This window comes from Deltaproteobacteria bacterium HGW-Deltaproteobacteria-18 (genome assembly GCA_002841885.1).
Classification (GTDB): Bacteria; Desulfobacterota; Desulfovibrionia; order Desulfovibrionales; family Desulfomicrobiaceae; genus Desulfomicrobium.
On record PHBE01000003.1, the window covers coordinates 15,730 to 35,294 of the forward strand.

Annotated in this window: 19 protein-coding genes; 11 read left to right on the forward strand and 8 right to left on the reverse strand. The window is 61.7% G+C overall.

Annotated elements, in window-relative coordinates:
- Positions 1–102: 102 nt before the first annotated feature.
- From CVU60_03435 to CVU60_03460, 6 genes are all read left to right on the forward strand, one after another.
- Positions 103–597 (forward strand): hypothetical protein, encoded by a 495-nt coding sequence (locus tag CVU60_03435; protein ID PKN42857.1) that lies wholly within the window; start codon positions 103–105, stop codon positions 595–597.
- 43 nt (positions 598–640) lie between these two features.
- On the forward strand, positions 641–1,210 hold the full coding sequence (locus tag CVU60_03440) for an NADH dehydrogenase FAD-containing subunit (GenBank protein PKN42858.1): 570 nt from the start codon (positions 641–643) through the stop codon (positions 1,208–1,210).
- 21 nt (positions 1,211–1,231) lie between these two features.
- Entirely contained in the window at positions 1,232–1,471 is a 240-nt protein-coding gene (locus CVU60_03445) for a response regulator SirA (GenBank protein PKN42859.1), read from the forward strand.
- A gap of 77 nt (positions 1,472–1,548) precedes the next feature.
- The gene (locus tag CVU60_03450; GenBank protein ID PKN42860.1) at positions 1,549–2,256 is read left to right on the forward strand and encodes a hypothetical protein; all 708 of its coding nucleotides are present in this window, start codon (positions 1,549–1,551) and stop codon (positions 2,254–2,256) included.
- A gap of 2 nt (positions 2,257–2,258) precedes the next feature.
- Positions 2,259–3,527 (forward strand): hypothetical protein, encoded by a 1,269-nt coding sequence (locus CVU60_03455; GenBank protein PKN42861.1) that lies wholly within the window; start codon positions 2,259–2,261, stop codon positions 3,525–3,527.
- A gap of 33 nt (positions 3,528–3,560) precedes the next feature.
- Positions 3,561–4,760: an aromatic hydrocarbon degradation protein gene (locus tag CVU60_03460; protein ID PKN42862.1), complete on the forward strand. Its 1,200-nt coding sequence runs from the start codon at positions 3,561–3,563 to the stop codon at positions 4,758–4,760.
- 112 nt (positions 4,761–4,872) lie between these two features.
- Here the strand turns inward: CVU60_03460 and CVU60_03465 are convergent, their stop codons facing one another.
- Both CVU60_03465 and CVU60_03470 read right to left on the reverse strand, forming a co-directional pair.
- Complete coding sequence (locus tag CVU60_03465) at positions 4,873–6,021, reverse strand: rhodanese (GenBank protein PKN42863.1); 1,149 nt, start codon at positions 6,019–6,021, stop codon at positions 4,873–4,875.
- A gap of 103 nt (positions 6,022–6,124) precedes the next feature.
- Positions 6,125–6,637 carry a lipocalin gene (locus CVU60_03470; protein PKN42864.1) on the reverse strand — a complete coding sequence of 171 codons (513 nt, stop codon included), beginning with the start codon at positions 6,635–6,637 and terminating at the stop codon, positions 6,125–6,127.
- A gap of 266 nt (positions 6,638–6,903) precedes the next feature.
- On the opposite strand from CVU60_03470, the gene CVU60_03475 reads away from it, so the two are divergent.
- The 4 genes from CVU60_03475 to CVU60_03490 are packed head-to-tail and all read left to right on the forward strand — an operon-like array spanning position 6,904 to position 12,824.
- Entirely contained in the window at positions 6,904–8,028 is a 1,125-nt protein-coding gene (locus tag CVU60_03475; protein ID PKN42865.1) for an efflux transporter periplasmic adaptor subunit, read from the forward strand.
- Between the two features lie 40 nt (positions 8,029–8,068).
- The gene (locus tag CVU60_03480; GenBank protein PKN42866.1) at positions 8,069–11,182 is read left to right on the forward strand and encodes a multidrug efflux protein; all 3,114 of its coding nucleotides are present in this window, start codon (positions 8,069–8,071) and stop codon (positions 11,180–11,182) included.
- Complete coding sequence (locus tag CVU60_03485) at positions 11,179–11,799, forward strand: hypothetical protein (protein PKN42867.1); 621 nt, start codon at positions 11,179–11,181, stop codon at positions 11,797–11,799. The genes CVU60_03480 and CVU60_03485 overlap by 4 nt, the downstream gene beginning before the upstream one ends.
- A complete protein-coding gene (locus CVU60_03490) occupies positions 11,796–12,824 on the forward strand; it encodes a hypothetical protein (GenBank protein PKN42868.1) in 1,029 nt (342 codons plus the stop codon). The genes CVU60_03485 and CVU60_03490 overlap by 4 nt, the downstream gene beginning before the upstream one ends.
- Here the strand turns inward: CVU60_03490 and CVU60_03495 are convergent.
- The 4 genes from CVU60_03495 to CVU60_03510 form a co-directional block, all read right to left on the reverse strand.
- The gene (locus CVU60_03495; GenBank protein PKN42869.1) at positions 12,796–13,893 is read right to left on the reverse strand and encodes a (Fe-S)-binding protein; all 1,098 of its coding nucleotides are present in this window, start codon (positions 13,891–13,893) and stop codon (positions 12,796–12,798) included. The genes CVU60_03490 and CVU60_03495 overlap by 29 nt on opposite strands.
- Positions 13,894–13,897: 4 nt before the next feature.
- Positions 13,898–14,491, reverse strand: coding sequence for a hypothetical protein (locus tag CVU60_03500; protein ID PKN42870.1), 594 nt, complete (start codon positions 14,489–14,491; stop codon positions 13,898–13,900).
- 121 nt (positions 14,492–14,612) lie between these two features.
- Entirely contained in the window at positions 14,613–15,509 is an 897-nt protein-coding gene (locus tag CVU60_03505; GenBank protein ID PKN42871.1) for an EamA/RhaT family transporter, read from the reverse strand.
- On the reverse strand, positions 15,506–16,645 hold the full coding sequence (locus tag CVU60_03510) for an MFS transporter (GenBank protein PKN43028.1): 1,140 nt from the start codon (positions 16,643–16,645) through the stop codon (positions 15,506–15,508). Before CVU60_03510 ends, CVU60_03505 begins: the two co-directional genes overlap by 4 nt.
- 152 nt (positions 16,646–16,797) lie before the next feature.
- Between CVU60_03510 and CVU60_03515 the strand changes: the two genes are divergently transcribed.
- A complete protein-coding gene (locus CVU60_03515) occupies positions 16,798–17,208 on the forward strand; it encodes a hypothetical protein (protein ID PKN42872.1) in 411 nt (136 codons plus the stop codon).
- A gap of 17 nt (positions 17,209–17,225) precedes the next feature.
- Here the strand turns inward: CVU60_03515 and CVU60_03520 are convergent, their stop codons facing one another.
- Positions 17,226–18,494, reverse strand: coding sequence for a cytosine deaminase (locus tag CVU60_03520; protein ID PKN43029.1), 1,269 nt, complete (start codon positions 18,492–18,494; stop codon positions 17,226–17,228).
- Positions 18,495–18,622: 128 nt separating this feature from the next.
- A complete protein-coding gene (locus CVU60_03525; protein PKN42873.1) occupies positions 18,623–19,564 on the reverse strand; it encodes an ABC transporter permease in 942 nt (313 codons plus the stop codon).
- Position 19,565: the final 1 nt, after the last annotated feature.

Genomic DNA, 19,565 nt, shown 5'->3' on the forward strand with positions numbered 1-19,565 from the left:
CGGATAACCGTGCCCGGCAATCCGGGGTGAAACCCCCTTGTTGACACGGAAATTTTTTATGCGGTATTGACCAAAATACATGGGTGAGGTATTGTTCACAGTATGAATGAAAAAAAACAGTCCTCTCTGGGTTTGTCTATAGAGATTGATAAATTTCAGTCTATTATGGATGAATTGAATAGACGCTGCCATGAACGTTTTCGTGCGCAGTGCGAATTTTTCGGCGTTAGCGAGGCGGAGCTGCGCTGTCTGCGCAATTTCGAGAATCAGCGTTACATGACGTCCCGGGATCTGGCCGCGGCTCTGGGGGTGGTCAAAAGTCGGGTGACCAAGATCGTCGACGGCCTGGAGAAAAAAGGCTTTCTCCAGCGTACGCCCGACCCTGGGGATTCCCGGGTGATTCTCTTCAGCCTGACTCCGCTGGGAAAGGAGAAGTGGGACGCGGCCCGCGGGCATGTCCAGGCGGTCAATGCCGCAATACTGGCGAGGCTTTCCGAGAGCCAGCGGATCGAAATGCTCTCCGCCCTGGCCATGCTGAAAGTGTCCATGGACGCGGTCTCTCCCTTGGGAGCGGAGTTTTCGTCCGGCAGTGAATGAAGCGGATTGTGTACGGGTTTTTAGTTCGTCCAACAGATAAGACATGGAGGATAACCGAATGAGCGATATGCAGCAGCTGCAGGAGCAACTCGATGCTCTGCGCAAGGAATTTGCCGGGGTGAAACGCTCCGTCCAGGAAGACAAGCTTTCGATGGTCCTTTTCAGCGGCGATCTGGACAAGGCTCTGGCAGCCCTCATCATCGCCACGGGCTCGGTTGCCATGGGCATGGAGGCGGTCATTTTCCTGACCTTCTGGGGCACGCCCCTGTTCCGCAAGCCGGACAAGACCGTGACCGGCAAGGATCTGATGAGCTCCATGTTCGGCTGGATGCTCCCCAAGGGCGCTGGCAAGGCCACCCTGTCCAAGATGAACATGGGGGGTATGGGAACGACCATGCTCAAGGATCTGATGAAAAAGAAGAACGTGGCCTCCCTGCCCGAGATGATCGACATGGCCGGCCAGCTGGGCGTGAAGGTCTACATATGCGAAATGTCCATGGATCTCATGGGATTCAAGCGCGAAGAGATGATCGACTACCCGGATCTGAAATACGCCGGAGTGGCCACGTTCCTGGCTGAAGCGAAGAACAGCAAGGTGCAACTGTTTCTGTAATCATTCCAAAGGAGGATCAAGATGAGTGATATCAAGGTTGAAAAGAAGATCGACCTGAGCGGGCTGCCCTGCCCCATGCCCGTGGTGAAGATCAGCAAGGAGATCAAGACCGTCGAGGTGGGGCAGATCATCGAAGCCAAGACCACGGATCCCGGTGCCCTGTCGGATTTTCCGGCCTGGGCCCAGTCGAGCGGCAACGAGATCGTCAAGGTCGAGGAAGGCGCGGACGGCGCGACCTTCTTCGTGAAGCGTACGGCCTAGCGGAGACAAGGCCCGGGATACGCCCGGGCCTTTCGCGCATTCCGCGCGCCGGAGATCCGCGCGCAGGAGACTCTGTTATGGAAACCCTGATCTATGTCGTTCTGGTGCCCATGGTTTATGTCGCGGCATTCGTTTTCATTCTGGGCACGATCTGGCGTATCTACGAGATCGTGCGCAGGCCCGCCTTTGCCCCGAGCTTGAAGATATTCCCCGCAAGAGAGCCCGCGTGGCTGTACGCCCTGACCGACGCGTTTTTCCTGCCCATGGTCCGCAGGCACAACCCCGTGCTGTGGTTTTTCCTCATCCTCCTGCATACCTGCATCATTCTGCTCGTTCTCGGGCATCTGGAACTGTTCGCGGAGATGCCGTGGCTGCAGGTCTGGCCGCACGAGGTCTTTCTCGGTGCGGGTTTCGTAGGTGTGCTGGGTTTTCTCTGTCTGCTTTTCCTGCTGTTCAGGCGTTTTGCGCCGCCGGCCAAGGACCTGTCGGTCCCGGAGGACTATTTTCTCCTCGTCGTGCTTCTTCTGGCCGTGGTCTTCGGGTCTGAAATGCATCTGGCCAGGCGGCTATATGATTTCAGCTCCATTGGCGTGTCCGAATACCGCGAGTATCTCATGAGCCTGGTCCACTTCGAGCCGTCCGTCGACGCCGTGACGGGTTCGGGGCACAGCTTCATGCTGGCGCTGCATGTCTTTTTCGCCAATCTCTTTATTATGGTCTTTCCGTTTTCCAAAATGATGCACGCCGTGTTGAGCATCCCGGCCAACATGATGCGGCGGAGGTAGCCATGGACGAATCGACCCGCTCGAAACTGCTTGCCCTTTTCGAGGGCAAGTTGACCCGTGCCATGGAGGTCTATCTCGAGACCTGCTCCCGCTGCGGCATATGCACACCGGCCTGCCACGCCTACGCCTCCCTGCCCCTGCACAGGTATTCCCCGGCCCATCGGGCCGAGGTGGTGCGTCGCATCTACAAGAAATACTTCAAAACCCAGGGCCGCCTGTTCCCCTGGTGGGGGCAGGCCAAAGTTCTGGACGACACGGCCATCGAGGAACTCAAGGAGGCCGCATACACCTGCACGGGCTGCCGCCGCTGCATGCTCTACTGCCCTTTCGGCATCGACACGCAACAGATCGTGTCCATCGCCAAGCTGCTGCTCATCGGTGCCGGTGCCGAGCCCGAGACCCTGACCATGCTGGCGGACATGTCCGTGACCAAGGGGCAGAACGTCGAGGCCTTCAAACCGCGCTTTCTGGACGGCATCAGGCGCCTGGAGACCAAGGTGCTTGAACGCTGGAGGAGCGAGTCCGGAAGCCCCATTCCGACGGAGGTCGAAGGGGCGGACGTACTCTACGTGGCCCTGGCCGGAGCCCACTCCATCGTCCCCGCGGCGGCGGTTTTCAACGCGGCCGGGGAGAGCTGGACGCTGAGTTTCTTCGAGGCCGTCAATTTCGGCGCCTTTGTCGGCGATCCGACCAAGACAAAGCTCATCCTGGACCGCATCGTGAACGAGGCCCTGCGCCTCAAGGTCAAGGAGGTCGTCATCTGCGAGTGCGGCACGGCCTACCGCGTCATGAAGCAACTCTCGGGGGATCATCCTTTTTCCGTGTTTTCCGTGACCGAATTGCATGCCAGATACATTCGAGACGGACGCATCAAGGTTCGTGAAAAGGCCATCGCCCGCCCGGTCATGTATCACGATCCCTGCCAGATCGCGCGCAACGGCGGCGTTATGGATGAACCACGCTTCATTCTGGACCGCCTGTGCGCGGACTATCGTGAAATTTCCCCGCAGGCCAGCTACAACTGGTGCTGCGGCGGCGGTGGCGGCTTGGTTGCCATGGGTGAAGACACCCTGGATTTCAGAATGAAGTCGACGAAAATCAAGGCCGAGCAGATTGCAAAACTCGGGAAATGCGCGCCTTCAGACAACGCCATACTAGCCACTGCATGTGAAAACTGCCACACTCAGCTGGGAGATATAAACAGACACTACAAACTTGGCCTGGAGATCCAGTTTTTGTCGTCCATGGTGGCCGACGCACTGGTGAAATAGTTGAAATAACTGGAAGCGAAAGAAGGAGGGAGGATGGGAAGCAGATCTGGGTTGTTGCGGGGCGCGGTTGCGGCGGTCCTGCTGGTTCTGGCCTTGTCCGGGGTCGCCTTTGCCACTAACGGCATGCAGCTGATCGGTATTGGACCCGTACAGCGGTCCATGGGCGGAGCGGGTTCGGCCCTGCCCCTGGATTCTTTCGTCATCACCCTCAATCCGGCGGCCATGAGTGAACTGCCGGCCATGATCGATCTGGGCGTGACTCATTTTGATCCGTCTTCGGATTACGAGACGACGGATGCTTTCGTCGGAGATTCGGACAAGTCGAGCGGCTATCCGTCATCGACCATCCCCTCGCTTGGCGTTGTTTACCCGCTTTCCGATCGGCTGAGCCTGGGCCTTGCAGCCTTTGGGTCGGCCGGGATGGGGGTCGATTACGGAGCGGGGCTGTATGGGTCGAAGGTCTACACCAGTTTCGAGATGATGAAAGTGGTGCCGGCCCTGTCCTACAAGATCAGCGACGGTTTCTCCGTGGGCGTGGCTCTCAATCTCGACCGGGCGGTGATGGGTTACGAGGCGGGAGGTGGTCAGGAGCACGATCATGACGTCAGCTTCGGGTACGGGTTCCAGATCGGGGCGTACCTGCGTCCCTCGCAGCAGTGGTCCCTGTCGCTGGCCTACATCAGCCAGGAATGGTTCGAGGACTTCGAGTTTGAGACGGCCCTGGGCGAGGACAAGCTGGATCTGGGGCTGCCCCAGCAGGTTGTGTTCGGCCTTGGCTACCGCCCCACGGACCGCCTGCGTCTGGCCCTGGATCTGAAATGGATCAACTGGGCCCAGACCATGGGCGAGAACAAGCCGCGCATGCCCAAGCACGAGGCCACGCCGGACTACCAGCTCTTCAACATGAACTGGGATGACCAAGTGGTCTTCGCCATCGGCGCGGAGTACGACCTCGTCCCCGAGCGGTGGAAGATCCGCGTCGGCTACAATTACGGCAAGGCACCCCTGAACGAGGAGCAGGCCTTCGAGAACGTAGCCTTCCCGGCGCTGGTCGAACATCACTTCACGGCCGGCGTGGGCTGGTCGCCCATGGAGAAGCTGTGGCTCAACCTGGGCGGCATGTACGCGCCCGAGGTGACCATGTCCGGCTCGAATACGGGCCAGGCCATCACCGACTACGAGACGACGCTGTCGGAATACGCCATCGACTTCGGCATTTCCTACCGCTTCTAGCCTTTTCCCCTTTGCCGGCAAATCGAAAGGGAGGACGGATCACCCCGTCCTCCCTTTATTCATCCCCAAAAAGGCGAGCAGGGGCCGCGCCCCTCCTCGCCGGAGGCAATTCCTACGATGCCGCGGCCCTGGCGCTGGCGGCGCATTCGTTCTTGCCCAGGTCCAGGACCTCCTGCTGTTCGGGCGTCTCCTCGCGCAGGCCCGCGTTGATCTCGCGGATGATGGCGTATTCGGGCGGTTGCGGGCGCATGTTGTCTTTGATGAACCCGTAGAAGTCCGCCGCGTTGTCCATGGCGAAGATGTCGAGGTTGCGCTTCATGACCCCGTCCAGGGAGGCGGCAAAGGCCAGGTCGGGTCTCGCCTCGCTCCAGTCCATCCAGTGGGCCGGCAGGATCTGCGTGGTGGGAGGGAGCTTTTTGATGACGTCATTCAAGGTGCGGAACAGGAATCTGGACCAGGCTTCGGCCTGGCCGCCCAGGTCGGGCCGGCCGATGGACTCGATGAAGACCGTGTCGCCGGAGACGAGGTATTTGCCGTCTATCAGGTAACAGGTGCTCCCGGGCGTATGGCCGGGGGTGTGCAGGGCCTTGATTTCGGGTCCCCCGCCGGTCAGGTGGAAAACGTCGCCGTCTTTGACCGGGGTGAAAGGGAAGGCTGCACCGCCGAAATCAGCCTCGTTGCCCAGCATCTCAATCCCGTGCTCCCTGGCCAGGGCGGGGCCGCCGGAGATGTAGTCGGCCTGCTTGTGAGTCTCGAAGGACTTGACGATGCGCGCGCCGTGGTCCGCCGCGAATTTCGTGTAGAACTCGAGGTTGCGGGACGGGTCGAAGACCGCCATCTCCCCATTGAAGATCAGCCCGTAGCTGCAGGAGGCCTTGCCGGGGCGGCGGAACTGGTAGAACTCGTACCCGTTGCCGTGGATCAGGACCGGGGTCAGCAGGTTGCCCCAGGCCTTGATGCCGCCCAGGAGGTGGCCAAGGTCCTCGTATCCCCGGGCTTCGAGAATCTCGGTCACGAATTTGGACGAGCCTTCCTTGGCGCATACGGCGCGGATGGGCTTGCCTTTAGGCACTTTGGCGACGGATTCGTCTTCGTGTTCGATGAAATCCATGTACGGGACATTGATCATGTCTATGGGACTGGGCCCCTCGATCTTGAACCGTGCGAACTCGGCGGGGTTACGGACGTCCAGGAGCAGGAAGTCCCGGGCGTGGGTGACAAGATCGAAAAGTTCCTCAGCGGTGAATCCGTGAACGCTCATATGCGCACCTCGCGATTTGGGGATAGTGTGGGTGTTGCTGATTCGTTTCTGTAGAACAGGCCGGGGCCATGGTAAAGTCGGACGTGTTCCTCCGGGACAGGGCTCATGGGTGTTCGACGAAGATCAGCCCGTCCGTGTCGAAGCCCCGTTTCGCCGCGCGGTCCACGAGGTCTGCCTTCAGACTCTCGTCCATGAAAGGTTCGCGGGCCAGGATCCACAGATACGAGGTGTCCGGACCGCTGACCACGGCGTAGCGGTATCCCTCGTGGTCGAGTTCGAAGATGACGTAGGAGCCGTAGAACGGGCCAAAAAAGGAAACCTTGAGGTAGCCGGTCTGCGGATCCTGGACGAAGTAGCCCTTTCCCCGGGCCTGCTTCCACGCCCCCTTTTCGGCGGAATAGCCGCGATTGATGACTTGAACCCCGCCATCCTCACGCAGGCTGTATTCGGCGCTCACCCGGCTGAGGCCCCGCTCGAAGGGGTGGTCCAGGCGCGCGATTTCATACCATGTGCCAAGATAGCGCTCCAGTTGGAAATTGTCGACAGGTCTTACCGTGTCCGGCATGCCTACGCATCCTCCAAGCAGCAGCGCGAGAACCGCAACGAATGTCTTCATGTCGCCTCCGGAAGTCCGTTTTTGTATGCGAAATGGCGAAAGTCCTTTTGTCAACGTGGAGTACTTCCCCCGGCGTTGGGGTGATGTCAATTGTGACTTGCGTTTTGGATACGCATCGATCCGTATTTTTTTAAAACAAATTACGTTTAATCTGTACGAAGATTGCGATGCAGTTTGGGCGGGTTCTTTACGATGAGGGGGATTGAATGTAAGTGCCCTTATCAGCCGCACTGGGCGGGTCGCTTCAACTCAAGCCCCGGAATGTCATGATCAAAAAAGTATTTTTCGCCATCTTGCTTGTGGCCGTCGTGGCCGGTGTCCTTGCCGGGATCAAGGCCATGCAGATCAGGGCCATGATCGCGCAGGGGGAGTCATTCTCCATGCCGCCGGCCGTGGTCTCCACCGTGGACGCCGATTCCGCCCTGTGGGATACGGTTTTCAGCGCCGTGGGTTCCGTCACCGCCGTGCAGGGCGTGACCATGACCGCCGAGACTCCGGGCAAGGTCGTACGCATCGACTTCGACTCCGGGGACCGGGTCAAGGCCGGGGATGTGCTTGTGCAGCTCGACATCTCCGAGGAAGCCGCCCGGCTCAGGGCCCTGGAGGCCACGGAGAATCTGGCCCGCCTCAACCTGCGGCGCATCGAATCCCTGGTGGCCCAGCGCTCCACGGCCAAGTCCGAATATGACGCGGCCCTGGCCGAACACCGTCAGATTCTGGCCCAGATGGATGCGCTTAAGGCCGTCATCGCCAAAAAGACCATCCGAGCGCCTTTTCAGGGAGTTCTCGGCATCCGTCATATCAACCTGGGGCAGAATCTCGGGGACTCGGACGTCATAGTTTCCCTGCAGCGCCTGGACCGGGTGAATATCGAATTTTCCCTGCCGCAGCAGCAGGTTGCAGCGGTTCTGCCCGGGGCCACGGTGCGTGTGACCACCGACGCGCTTCCGGGACAAACTCTCGACGGGCGGCTTTCGGTCGTGGAGCCGCTGGCCGACAGCGCCACCCGCACTGTGCGCATGCAAGCCGAACTGGCCAACCCGGCAGAAGTCCTGCGGCCGGGCATGTTCGTCAATGTGGAGGTGGTCCTGCCGGAGAAGCGGGAACTGGTCCTGATTCCAGCCACTGCGGTGCTCTATGCCGCCTACAGCGATTCGGTCTTCATCGTCGAGCCGGCGCAGGGGAACGGCACGGAAGGCCTCGCGCTGCGGCAGCAGTTCGTGACCCTGGGCGAGCGGCGGGGAGATTTCGTGGCCGTGACCCGGGGACTTTCGACGGGTCAGACCGTGGTCAGCACCGGCGTCTTCAAGTACCGCAACGGTCAGTCCGTGGTCGTGGACAATACGCTGTCCCCGGAATTCAACATCTCCCCCACACCGGAAAATTCCTGATGCGGGCCGCCGGGAAAGAGCTCCGATACGGAACGTCCTCATGAAATTCACCGACATATTCATACACCGTCCGGTCCTGGCCATTGTCGTCAGCCTGCTCATCATCATCGCCGGGCTGCAGGCGGTCTTCACCCTGACCGTCCGCCAGTACCCCCGCAGCGACAACGCCATGGTCACCGTGAGCACGACCTATGTCGGGGCCAGCGCCGAACTGATCCGCGGGTTCATCACCACCCCCCTGGAGCGGGCCATCGCCGCCGCCGACGGCATCGAATACATCCAGTCCGAGAGCGCTCAGAACCTCTCGACCATCAATGTGCGCCTCAAGCTCAATTACGATCCCATCAAGGCCCTGTCCGAGATCAGCGCCAAGGTCGACCAGGTCCGCGGCGACCTGCCGCCCGAGGCCGAGGTGCCCATCATCAACGTGGAATCGGCCGACAGCCAGTTCGCCTCGGCCTATCTGAGCTTCACCTCGCCCGACCTGGACCAGAACCAGATCACGGACTACCTGACCCGCGTGGTCCAGCCACGCCTCTCGGCCCTGGACGGGGTGCAGCGGGCCGACATCCTGGGCGCGCGCACCTTTGCCATGCGCATCTGGCTCAAGCCCGACCGCATGGCCGCAATGAATGTCAGCCCCGCCGCCGTGCGCCAGGCCTTGGCCGCAAACAACTACCTTTCGGCCCTGGGGCAGACCAAGGGCCAGCTCATCCAGATCAACCTGACCGCCGATACGGACCTGCGCTCCGCCGAGGAGTTCCGGCAACTCGCCATCCGTTCCCAGAACGGCGCGGTGGTCCGGCTTGGAGACATTGCCGATGTTATCCTGGGCGCCGAGGACTACGGGGCCGAGGTGCGCTTCACCGGGCAGACGGCCGTGTTCATCGGCGTCTGGCTCTTGCCCAACGCCAACTCCATCGAGGTACTGGAGCTGGTGCTGGCCGAGATGAAAGAGATCCAGAAGTCCCTGCCGACCGGCATGGAGGGCCGGGTCGGGTACGACGCCACGGAGTACATCAACAACGCATTGAAGGAGGTGCGCACCACGCTGGTCGAGACACTGGCCATCGTCGTGGTCATCATCTTCCTGTTCCTTGGTTCCGTGCGCTCCGTGCTCATCCCCATCGTGGCCATTCCCATCTCCCTGGTCGGGGGAGTGTTTCTGATGCAGGTCTTCGGGTTTACCATCAACCTTTTGACCTTGCTCGCTTTCGTTCTCTCCGTGGGCGTGCTTGTGGATGACGTCATCGTCATCGTCGAGAACGTCTCCAGACACCTGAGCGAGGGCAAGACGCCGCTGGAGGCGTCACTCATCGGCGCCCGCGAGCTGGTGCGGCCCATCATCGCCATGAACGTGGTGCTCATCGCCGTATACGCGCCCATCGGGCTGCAGGGGGGGCTGACGGGGTCGCTCTTCCGGGAGTTCGCCTTCACCCTGGCCGGCACCGTGGCCATGTCCGGGGTGGTGGCCTTGACGCTCTCGCCGTTCATGGCCTCGCGCATCCTTGTCGCGGGCATTGAGGAGCGGGGTCTGGCCGGGCGCATCTCCCGCGGTTTCAATCGGCTCAAGAATTTCTACGGCCGCCTCCTGTCCGGGACGCTCAGATCCCGGCCGGCGGTCTATCTGGTCTGGGTCCTCATCGGCGTGCTGACCGTGCCCATGTTCATGATGTCCTCCAAGGAACTCGCTCCGTCCGAGGACCAGGGCGTCATCTTCGGCATCCTCGATGCCTCGGCCGATGCTTCCCTCGACCAGACGAGACAGTTCGCAGCGGCGGCCAACGATGTCTTCATGAGCACGCCCGAGGCCGAGTTTACATTCCAGATCACCTTTCCATCCAGCGGATTCGGCGGCCTGGTGGTCAAGCCCTGGGAGCAGCGTGAGCGGACCGTGGCGCAGATTCTGCCCGAGGTGCAGGCCGGCCTGGCCGCCATTCCGGGCATCCGGATGTTCCCGGTCACCCCGGCGGCCCTGCCGGGCGGCGGTGATTTCCCCGTGGAGTTCATCATCGCCTCCACGGCCGATCCGGAGCAGATCCTGGCCTTTGCCGAACAGATCCAGCGCAAGGCCGCGCAGAGCGGCATGTTCGCCTTTCCGCCGCTCATCGACGTGAAGATAGACAAGCCCCAGGCCGAACTGGTCATCGACCGCGACAAGGTCGCCGCCATGGGCCTGAGCCTGGCTTCCGTGGGCGGGGACGTGTCGGCCATGCTTGGCGGGGCCTATGTCAACCGCTTCAATATCGATGGGCGCAGCTACAAGGTCATCCCCCAGGTCCAGCGCGTGGACCGCCTGAACCCCGAGCAGCTCGGGAATATCCATGTGACCGGCCCAAATGGCGAACTCGTACCCCTGTCGTCCATGGCGACTATCAAGAACACCACCGTGGCCCGCTCCCTGAACCGCTTCCAGCAGCTCAACGCCGTGAAGATCAGCGGTGTGGCGGTGCGTCCCCTGGACGAGGCCCTGCGCTTTCTTGAGGACGAGGCCGTGAAGATTCTGCCCCAGGGGTACGTTCTCGACTACACGGGCGACTCGCGTCAGCTACGTACCGAGGGCAACACCTTTCTCGTCTCCTTCGGCCTGGCCGTGGTGCTCATCTTTCTGACGCTCGCGGCACAGTTCAACAGCTTCCGCGATCCCTTCATCATCCTGGCCGGGTCCGTGCCCCTGGGCATGTTCGGAGCCCTTATCTTCACCTTCCTGAAGATGCCCGACCCCAATGTCGCCTTCTGGACCGAGGGCTGGACCACAACCCTGAACATCTACTCCCAGGTCGGGCTGGTCACACTGGTCGGGCTGGTGGCCAAGAACGGCATCCTCATCGTCGAGTTCGCCAATCAGCTGCAGCTCTCGGGCCTGCCCAAACTGCAGGCCGTGCACGAGGCGTCCATGACCCGTTTGCGCCCCATCCTCATGACCGCCGGTTCGACCATCGCCGGTTTCTTCCCGCTGGTGCTCATCTCCGGCGCCGGGGCCGCAGCGCGTAACTCCATCGGCCTTGTCCTGGTGGGCGGCATGACCACCGGCACGCTCTTCACGCTTTTTGTCATCCCGTCCATCTATGTGCTGGTGGCCCGCGACCACTCCGTGGACAGGAAAAACGACGAGGTCTCCGTGCGCCTGCAGGACGGGGGACAGGCGGGGTGACGCCGCTTGTCCTCCTCGCCCTGGGCTGGGCAGTGTGGGGGAGCCTGCACAGCCTGTTCATCAGTCAGTCCTGGATGCGGCTGGTCTCAAACCGCTTTCCCCGGCTTTGCCCGTGGTATCGGCTGGGCTACAACGTGCTGGCGGTCCTGACCATTCTTCCCCTCATGTATTTCAAGGGCGCGTTGGCCGGCGAGGCGATCCTGAGCTGGGGCGGCGCCCTGGTCTTGCCCCGATTTGTGCTGCTGGGCGCGGCCTTGTGGCTCTTCTGGGCCGGGGCCCGGGAATACGACCTGAGCGTGGTCGGCGGTCTGGCGCAGCTGCGCTCAAGCTGCTCCTTCGCAGGCAGCCCGTATGCATCGGAACTGCACACCTCGGGCATCCTCGGGCGGGTGCGTCACCCCTGGTATGGAGGGGCGCTTCTTTTGCTCTGGACCCGCACCGGAACCTTCGATGCGGCGGAGCTGGTCACGAGCCTGGTCCTGACCGGATACGTGCTTGTCGGCACCTGGCTCGAGGAGCGCAAACTTGTCCACGTTCATGGCGACGCCTACCGGAACTATCAGCACCGCACTCCCAAGTTCTTTCCCTGGCCGGGTCGCGGGGAGCGCGCGCGATGAAGCGCGTCTGGTGGTACCTCTCGGACTACATCAGCCATCGCCGGGCCGGTGAGGCCTACAGGCGTTGCCTGGCTATGGCCGGATTCGAGGCCGTGGACCGGCCCGAGGACGCGGATCTGGCCGTGCTGCATGAAGATCCCGTTTTCTGGCCACGAATATTCACGGAATATCCCGTGCTGCGCGAGAGACAGGTGGTCGGTTACGCGGTATGGGAAGGAAGCACCCTGCCAGAGATATACAGGCCCGGACTTGGGCTTGTGCATGCTGTGTGGACGGCCTCTTCGTTTTCTGCGCAGGTTCTGGGCCAGGGGCATCCGGTGGTGCAGGTGCTGCCTCATATTGTCGAGACAGTTGTCCCGACAGCTGAAGACTTTGTTTGGGCGAGAGAATGGTTGGGGGGGGGGCGTTATTTTTTTTCCATTGTTGACGCAGTCAACCCGCGCAAGAATCTTGAAGCACTGCTGCGGGTTTTTGTTCGCGTCAGGGCCACGGCCGGTGCGGATGTCCGTCTGGTCGTCAAGCAATATCGCACGGACGTGCCCCTTTCTGGATTGGCAGGCGTGCTCAGCCTGGCCTCGGACTTGACCGAGGGACGCATGGCCGCCCTGCACGCCGGAGCGCTGGCCTACGTCAGCCCCCACCGGGGCGAAGCCTGGGGGCTGGGACTTGGCGAGGCCATGAGCCATGGGGTGCCTGTGCTGGCTACGGGTTGGTCCGGAAACATGGAGTTCATGGACGAACGCAACTCCGTGCCCTTGCGTTTCGAACTGGAGCCGGTGGGGGAGCGCATGTCGAGGATGCTGCCCCATTTTCGGGCCGAGATGCTGTGGGCCAGGGTCGATGAGGAGCACATGCTGCGGGAGATGCTGCGCCTGGTACGGCGTGGTCAGGATCCGGGGATGTGCGAACGGGCCCGTGCCGTGACCGAGCGCTTTTCGCCTCGGCGCGTGTCCAGGATTCTGGCCGGACTTATCCGCGACTTTGCAGCCCAGGCAGTTACCGCTTCGACCAGACCTTCCATTTGAAAAGCAGCCGTTGCAGATAGCCGGCGAGACCCCGGGGCCTGGGCAGGGTTCCGTGCAGCGCCGCCTGGGGGAAAAAGACCAGATCCAGCAGGTGGATGGTACGGGTGCGATCCGATAGGGTTTGGACACACCCTGCGCAGGAGGTCAGCACGATTCGTCCCTGCGCCCGCGCCTTTACGTCTTCGGTCCAAGTGTCCGCGAAATCCGGACGTAATGCGGTGACGGCCCCGCCTGCTCCGCAGCACGGCGCAAGAGCTCCATCCTGTCTTGTCTTCTCAACGTCGAGGCCCGATTCGAGGGCAAGCCCCAGAACGCTGTCCTGCACCTTTTTTTCAAACCGCAAAGGGCACGGCGTGTGCACCACGGCCGTGCCGCGCAGCCGCGGCCGGTCGGCAGGGGGATTTTCGGCCAGCGTTTCGAGCACGCTGCGCACGGCAAGTCCATCTCCATATTGGTCGAATATCTTGAAACAGTTGGGGCAGGCCGTGAGCACCGTGCGCACTCCGCGCTCAAGGAGGTTTGCGCGCAGCGCCCCAAAGCGCCGTTCAAAGAATTCCTCGCGTCCCAGGTCGTGCGAGGGCTTGAAGCAGCATCCCAGAACCAGACCAAGGGCCGGATTGTTTGTACGCAGGTGGCGATACAGGGCCAAGGCTGTCTCGGGGTGGGCGCCGGGAAAGGCACAGCCGGGAAAAAAGACGGTGTGCGCCCCTTGCGGCAGCTTGAAAAGGCGGAACAGGGCGGATGCACCCACCGCTTCGTAGCTCAGTACCGATCGGTATGGAGTCAGGCTGGCCAGTCCACTCTTGAGCGCGGCCTGGCGCATGGCCAGAAAGAAATCCGGCAGGGGCAGACTAAGGGGGCAGGTGGCCTGGCACAGTCCGCACATGCTGCATTCAAAGGCGCGAGCCAGGCCGGCGCCGCTTGCGAGCAGTCGTTTGGCCAGTGTCCCTGGTGTGTCGTGCTCCCTGAGAAAAGCGCAGCGTATCTGGCAGATCCGGCACTGCGTGCATTCGGTGGAAATGCTTCGGGCCAGCGTGATCAGTTCCGAGGGCCGCTTTGGGATCTTCATGGACCTAGTGCAGGAAGTTCCTGATCCCGGTGAATACGATCTGCGCGGCCATGGCCGAGAGAACAAGACCCGTGATCTTGGTCATGACCGACAGGCCCACGGAGCCGAGCAGCCTTTTCAGGGGCCGCGCCGAACGTAGCAGCACTCCCACGGCCAGACAGGAGCAGATCAGTGCCCCCGCGCCCACGGCCCGCTCCGTGGCTCCGCCGAGTTCCGCGCCGAGGATGAGCAGCGTGCCGATGGTGGCCGGTCCCACGGTGATGGGGATGGCCAGGGGCACCACGGCGAAATCCACGTCCGGAGCCGCCTCCTGGCTTGAGCGCTTGCCCGAGACCAGGGACACGGCCGAGAGGAAAAGCAGGCTCCCCGCACCGATGCGGAAACCGTCCAGGGTGATGCCCAGGGTGGAGAAGATGGGGTTGCCCGCGAAATAGAGGATGAGGCTTATGATCATGACGGCCATGGTGGTGCGGATGGCAACCTGGCGTTGCTCGGCCTTGGTCATGTGCTCAGTCATGGACAGGAACACGGTCAGTACGAAGAAGGGTGTGAGCAGGAAGAAGAGTTTCATGCTCAGGCTGATGAAAAGGGTGATCATTTCGATTTCCACGCGGGCAATACGTCCCGTTGCTTGATGTCGGGGCCGGCCGGATGCCGGTCCGAGCCGTCTTTAGGGCCGGCGTCGGGGAAAGGCAAGAGGTGGCGTGACCGTAAGGCCTTTATCCCCGCGTGGCCAGCAGAATCCCGCCGAGGATGCAGCCAGCGCTCGTCAGATGGATGAGTCCCATGGGTTCCCCAAGCAGGACAAAGGCCGAAAATCCGCTGAAAAGCGGCAGACTGTAATAGATGAGCCCGGCCAGGGACGGGCCGATGGTGGTCATGGCGTTGTTCCACATTGCGTAGGCGGCCAGGGACGCGCCAAGGCCGATGTAGAGGATGGCGCCTGCCGTGCCGGGAGTGATTGCCGGAAGCCCGCGAGTGAACACCTCCCACCCGGCCCAGGGGATCAGAAAGACGATGCCCGTAGCGAAAAGCGTAAGCAGGAACACGGATTGACTCAGACCGCCCTTAAATCGGCGCACCAGAATGCTGTAGGCCGCAAAAATCACGGCGGCGAAGCTCATCCAGAGATCCCCGATGGAAAATTCCAAACTGGCCAGGCGGCCTGGATCACCGCCGGTAATGAGCAGCAGCACCCCTGCGAGGGCAACGGACAGACCGGTCATTTTTCGGACGGTCAGTCTTTCGTGCAGGAAGATGCGGGCCAGGATAATGATGAACACCGGCGTTGAAGTTGCGATGAGTGACAGATTCAGGGCCGAGGTGGTGTGAGCCGCCTTGTAGAGCATGGCGTTGAAGGTCGTGACGCCGAGCAGCGCCATGGGGATCATGGCAGGCATGCTCTTTTTGATGGCCTCGCGCTGCAGCCATGCCGCGCGTCCGGCAAAAGGCAGCAGGCCCAGAAAGGCAGTGGCCCAGCGCAAAAGTGAGAGGGTGGCGGGTTCGATGCTCTGGTTCAAGCTGCGGGCCACGATGAAGTTGCCGGACCAGATGACGGTCGCGCCGAGGGCGAAGAGGATTCCCTGCAGGGATTTCGGGGATGTCTGGTTTTTCATGCGTCTTGTGTTGGGCGGATGCACTGTACAAAGGCCAGGGACACGAGGCTCAGCACCGCGCCGCTTACGAAGGGGATGCGGTAATCCACCATCCAGAGCAGGCCGCCCGCGATGGGGATGATCACGGCCGCGATGTGATTGATGGTGAAGCCCACGGCCATGCTCGGGGCGATGTCGCGCGGGTCTGCGATCTTCTGGAAAAAGGAGCGGATGGCCATGGCGAAATTGTAGAAGATGTGGTCCAGAATGTAGAGGACGGCCACCAGGAGCTTGCTGTCGGTCAAGGCGTAGCCGAGAAAGACGAAGAACAGGGCAGAGTACTCAAGGGACAGCACCTTGCGTTCACCGAAGCGGTTTACGGCCCGGCCGATCATGGGACTCAGGAAATAATTCACGGCGTTGTTGAGCATGAACAGCAGCGTGATTTCGGTGACCGTATAGCCGAACTTCGAGACCATCAGGAACACGGCGAAAGCCACGAAAATCTGCCGCCGGGAGCCGGACAGAAAAGTCAGCACGTAAAAAAGCCAGTAGCGGCGGCGCATGACCATGTTCTTGCGCTGCAGCGGCAGGTCCTTTCGTGTTGGCTTGGCCAGCAGGAAGAAGCTGGCCGCCCCCACGATGAAGATGCCGAGCAGTACATACAGGGTCTGGTAGGTGGCGTGGTTCACGGCCACCAGAAAGATAAGCCCGATGACGAGATTGCCTGCCGAGCCCATTGCGCGCAGCCGGCCCATGACCACCGGACTCTGGGTGACGCTGAAGTACTGCAGGGTCAGGGATTGGCTCAAGGTCTCGTAGTAGTGGAACCCGAAGGACATAATCAGGGTGGTCAGGACAAGACCGCCGAAGCTTGGCATCATTCCTGTCAGCATCACCCCCATCCCCATGACCATCAGTGAAAGCACGGCCAGGCGATGCTCGCGCACGAAGATGAGCAGGTAGACCACCAGCAGCGCCAGAAAACCCGGCACTTCGCGCAGTCCCTGGATGACGCCCATCTGCTGGCCGGTCACTTGTGCGATTTCCACCGCGTAGTTGTTGAAAAGCGTGCGCCAGCCTTGAAAACCCAGGGCGCTCAATATGGCGAGGCCGATGAGGAAGAGATACATGGGCCGGTTCTGCGGAGTATTCATGGGTGATTCCCGATGCGCCGTCAGGCGCTTGTGTATGGCTGAGAAAGACGACGGCAGGGCGAACGGCCGACGAAAGGGCATGAGACGGTTGGCGGCGGGTGTCAAGTTCAGGTTGGGAGGAATTTTCTCGCCGGTTTGCCTTTGTCCCATTCATGCGCCACAATACCAAGTCTAGTTGGCACGCAAGCCAACCGGGAAAACAACGGAGATTCATGATGCAGGACGGGCTGTACTGGCTGCGCCTCATGGCTTACGACAAGGCTGAAGAAGGCGTGGCGGTAGTCAGGCAGGGACTGGTGAACGGAGGCGGGCCGAATTATGTCTGGCAGGGCCGTCTGGCCGCGGAGGACGGGGCCGTGCGTGGAAATCTGCTGGTTCGAAAATGGAATACGCAGACGCCGCCGGACCTTGGCATGTTCAAGACGGCCAACCTGGGCATTGAAGGCATCCTCGATGATTCGGCTCGTTCTCTTGAAATCGAGGGCCACGCGCACGGGCACCATGTGGTGCATCTGCACATCAGCGGGCATTGGCTCGGGGAATTGGCGGACGACGGCCAGTAACGGACGCCAAGCCCCCGTTACGTGAAATCCACCAGCTCCTCGCCCTTGCCAAGATCCACGCTCGATATCACTTCCGGAGTGCGGCTTACGACCTTGCCCCGGCGGATGACCCACAGCCGCGCCGGGCGCAGGCGCAGGGCTTCGAGCTCGTTGGCGGCCTGCAGGATGACCATGTCCGCGTTACAGCCGGGTTCAAGTCCGTAACCGCTCAGGCCCAGAGTCCTGGCGCCGTTTGTGGTCACTGCCGCGAACATTTTTCCGAGCCCGTCCGTTCCCGTCATGTGCAGGGCGTGGGCGCCCATGTGCGCCACTTCGAGCATGTCGTGGCTGCCCATGGGATACCAAGGGTCCATGACGTCATCGTGGCCGAAGGACACGTTGATGCCCATGTTCATCAGTTCCGGCACGCGCATCAGCCCCCTTCTCTTGGGATATGTGTCGTGGCGGCCCTGCAGGTTCATGTTCACCAGCGGATTGCACACGCAGTGCAGCCCCGCCTCGGCCATGAGCGGCAACAGCTTCGAGACATAATAATTGTCCATGGAATGCATGCTGGTCAGGTGCGACCCCGTGACCCGGCCCTGCAGGCCGAGCCGCTGCGTTTCATAAGCCAGACTCTCCACATGCCTTGAGAGCGGATCGTCGGACTCGTCGCAGTGCATGTCGACCATGAGTCCGCGTTTTTCGGCTATTTCACACAGCACGCGAACCGACTCCCGGCCCTGATCCATCGTACGCTCGAAATGCGGGATGCCGCCGACCACATCCACGCCCTTGTCCAGCGCCCGCTCCAGCAGTTCCACCCCGCCCGGCGAACGCAGCACTCCGTCCTGGGGAAAGGCCACAAGCTGGATGTCCACAAAATCCTTCATCTCCTCGCGCACTTCGAGCAGCACTTCCACAGCCATCAGACTCGGGTCCGTGGTGTCCACATGAGTACGGATGGCCAGGTTTCCCTTGGCCACCGACCAGTGCAGCAGCTTCATGGCCCGATCTTTTATCGCTTCGGCCGTAAGGTCGGGCCTCAGTTCGCCCCAGATGCGGATGCCTTCCAGCAGCGTGCCGGTCTCGTTCCTGCGCGGCAGCCCCGCGGACAAGGTCGCATCCATGTGAAAATGGCTGTCCACGAAGGGCGCGGTGACCAGATATCCCTTGGCGTCTATGACCTTGGCAGCCTCGGTCTTGATACTCGGTTCGACCGCGACAATCCGGCCATCCTTGCAGCCGATCTCGGTCAGTGAATCCTGCCCGGGCAGGGCGGCGTTGATGATAAGCAGATCCAGCATGTCGATCACCTCGTATTAAGAATGCCTCCGGCGGGCAGGGGATGATCCCCTGCACCCCATAATCGGGTCAAGGGACTCGTCCCTTGCGGGGTGTGGGGCGGAGCCCCGCGTCTCTTCTCCTCCCCTCTCTACCTCTCGCCCTTGCGGAAGGGAATAAGCAACGCCTTGGGGTAGGCGGCTTTTCGGGACATGGTGATGAGGGCGAGGATGGAGCAGAGGTAGGGCAGCATCAGGTAGAACTGGTATGGGATGGCGGAGATGGATTGCTGTTGCACGCGCATCTGGATGGCGTCGAAGGCGGCGAAGAGGAGCGCGCCGAGGAGCGCCTTGCCCGGTTTCCAGGAGGAGAAGACGACAAGGGCGATGCAGATCCAGCCGCGTCCGTTGACCATGCCGATGTAGTAGGCGTCGAAGGCGGCCAGCGTCAGAAAGGCTCCGCCCACGGCCATGAAGGCCGAGCCGACCATGACCGCGCCGGTGCGAAGGCCAAGGACCGAGAGGCCCTGGGCTTCGGCGGCCAGCGGGTTTTCGCCGACCATGCGCAGTGCCAGGCCGAGGGGGGTGCGCAGCAGCACGTAGGCTGTGACGCCGACCAGGATGAAGGCCAGGAGCGTCAGCGCGGTCTGGCTGAAGAGAACCGGGCCGATGAAGGGCAGTGTGGAGAGCACGGGGATGTCGAGCGGAGCGAAGGGGATGATCTTGGGCGGGGTGGTGACCTGAGGCAGGACCATGCGGAAGACGAAGGAGCTGAGGCTTGCGCCGAGCATGGTGATGCCGAGGCCCGTGACGTGCTGGGAGAGGCCCAGATGCACGGTGAAGGCGGCGTGCAGGAGGCCCAGGGCCGCGCCGACGCAGGCGGCGAAAAGCACGCCGCCCCAGAGGGTGCCGCCGAGGAAAACCCAGGTCCAGCCGGACATGCAGCCTGCGGCCATGATGCCTTCGATGCCCAGATTCAGGACTCCGGCCCGTTCGCAGATCAGTTCGCCCATGGTGCCGAATATGAGCGGGGTGGCCATGCGTACGGTGGCCAGCCAGAATCCGGTTTCGAGAAAAAGGGAGAGGATATCCATT

What these genes read in the sequence shown, in the direction of transcription:
- CVU60_03435 (PKN42857.1), top strand. Translation starts at nt 103, where the DNA reads ATGAATGAAAAAAAACAGTCCTCTCTGGGTTTGTCTATAGAGATTGAT.
- CVU60_03440 (PKN42858.1), top strand. Translation starts at nt 641, where the DNA reads ATGGAGGATAACCGAATGAGCGATATGCAGCAGCTGCAGGAGCAACTC.
- CVU60_03445 (PKN42859.1), top strand. Translation starts at nt 1,232, where the DNA reads ATGAGTGATATCAAGGTTGAAAAGAAGATCGACCTGAGCGGGCTGCCC.
- CVU60_03450 (PKN42860.1), top strand. Translation starts at nt 1,549, where the DNA reads ATGGAAACCCTGATCTATGTCGTTCTGGTGCCCATGGTTTATGTCGCG.
- CVU60_03455 (PKN42861.1), top strand. Translation starts at nt 2,259, where the DNA reads ATGGACGAATCGACCCGCTCGAAACTGCTTGCCCTTTTCGAGGGCAAG.
- CVU60_03460 (PKN42862.1), top strand. Translation starts at nt 3,561, where the DNA reads ATGGGAAGCAGATCTGGGTTGTTGCGGGGCGCGGTTGCGGCGGTCCTG.
- CVU60_03465 (PKN42863.1), bottom strand. Translation starts at nt 6,021, where the DNA reads ATGAGCGTTCACGGATTCACCGCTGAGGAACTTTTCGATCTTGTCACC.
- CVU60_03470 (PKN42864.1), bottom strand. Translation starts at nt 6,637, where the DNA reads ATGAAGACATTCGTTGCGGTTCTCGCGCTGCTGCTTGGAGGATGCGTA.
- CVU60_03475 (PKN42865.1), top strand. Translation starts at nt 6,904, where the DNA reads ATGATCAAAAAAGTATTTTTCGCCATCTTGCTTGTGGCCGTCGTGGCC.
- CVU60_03480 (PKN42866.1), top strand. Translation starts at nt 8,069, where the DNA reads ATGAAATTCACCGACATATTCATACACCGTCCGGTCCTGGCCATTGTC.
- CVU60_03490 (PKN42868.1), top strand. Translation starts at nt 11,796, where the DNA reads ATGAAGCGCGTCTGGTGGTACCTCTCGGACTACATCAGCCATCGCCGG.
- CVU60_03495 (PKN42869.1), bottom strand. Translation starts at nt 13,893, where the DNA reads ATGAAGATCCCAAAGCGGCCCTCGGAACTGATCACGCTGGCCCGAAGC.
- CVU60_03500 (PKN42870.1), bottom strand. Translation starts at nt 14,491, where the DNA reads ATGATCACCCTTTTCATCAGCCTGAGCATGAAACTCTTCTTCCTGCTC.
- CVU60_03505 (PKN42871.1), bottom strand. Translation starts at nt 15,509, where the DNA reads ATGAAAAACCAGACATCCCCGAAATCCCTGCAGGGAATCCTCTTCGCC.
- CVU60_03510 (PKN43028.1), bottom strand. Translation starts at nt 16,645, where the DNA reads ATGAATACTCCGCAGAACCGGCCCATGTATCTCTTCCTCATCGGCCTC.
- CVU60_03515 (PKN42872.1), top strand. Translation starts at nt 16,798, where the DNA reads ATGCGCCACAATACCAAGTCTAGTTGGCACGCAAGCCAACCGGGAAAA.
- CVU60_03520 (PKN43029.1), bottom strand. Translation starts at nt 18,494, where the DNA reads ATGCTGGATCTGCTTATCATCAACGCCGCCCTGCCCGGGCAGGATTCA.
- CVU60_03525 (PKN42873.1), bottom strand. Translation starts at nt 19,564, where the DNA reads ATGGATATCCTCTCCCTTTTTCTCGAAACCGGATTCTGGCTGGCCACC.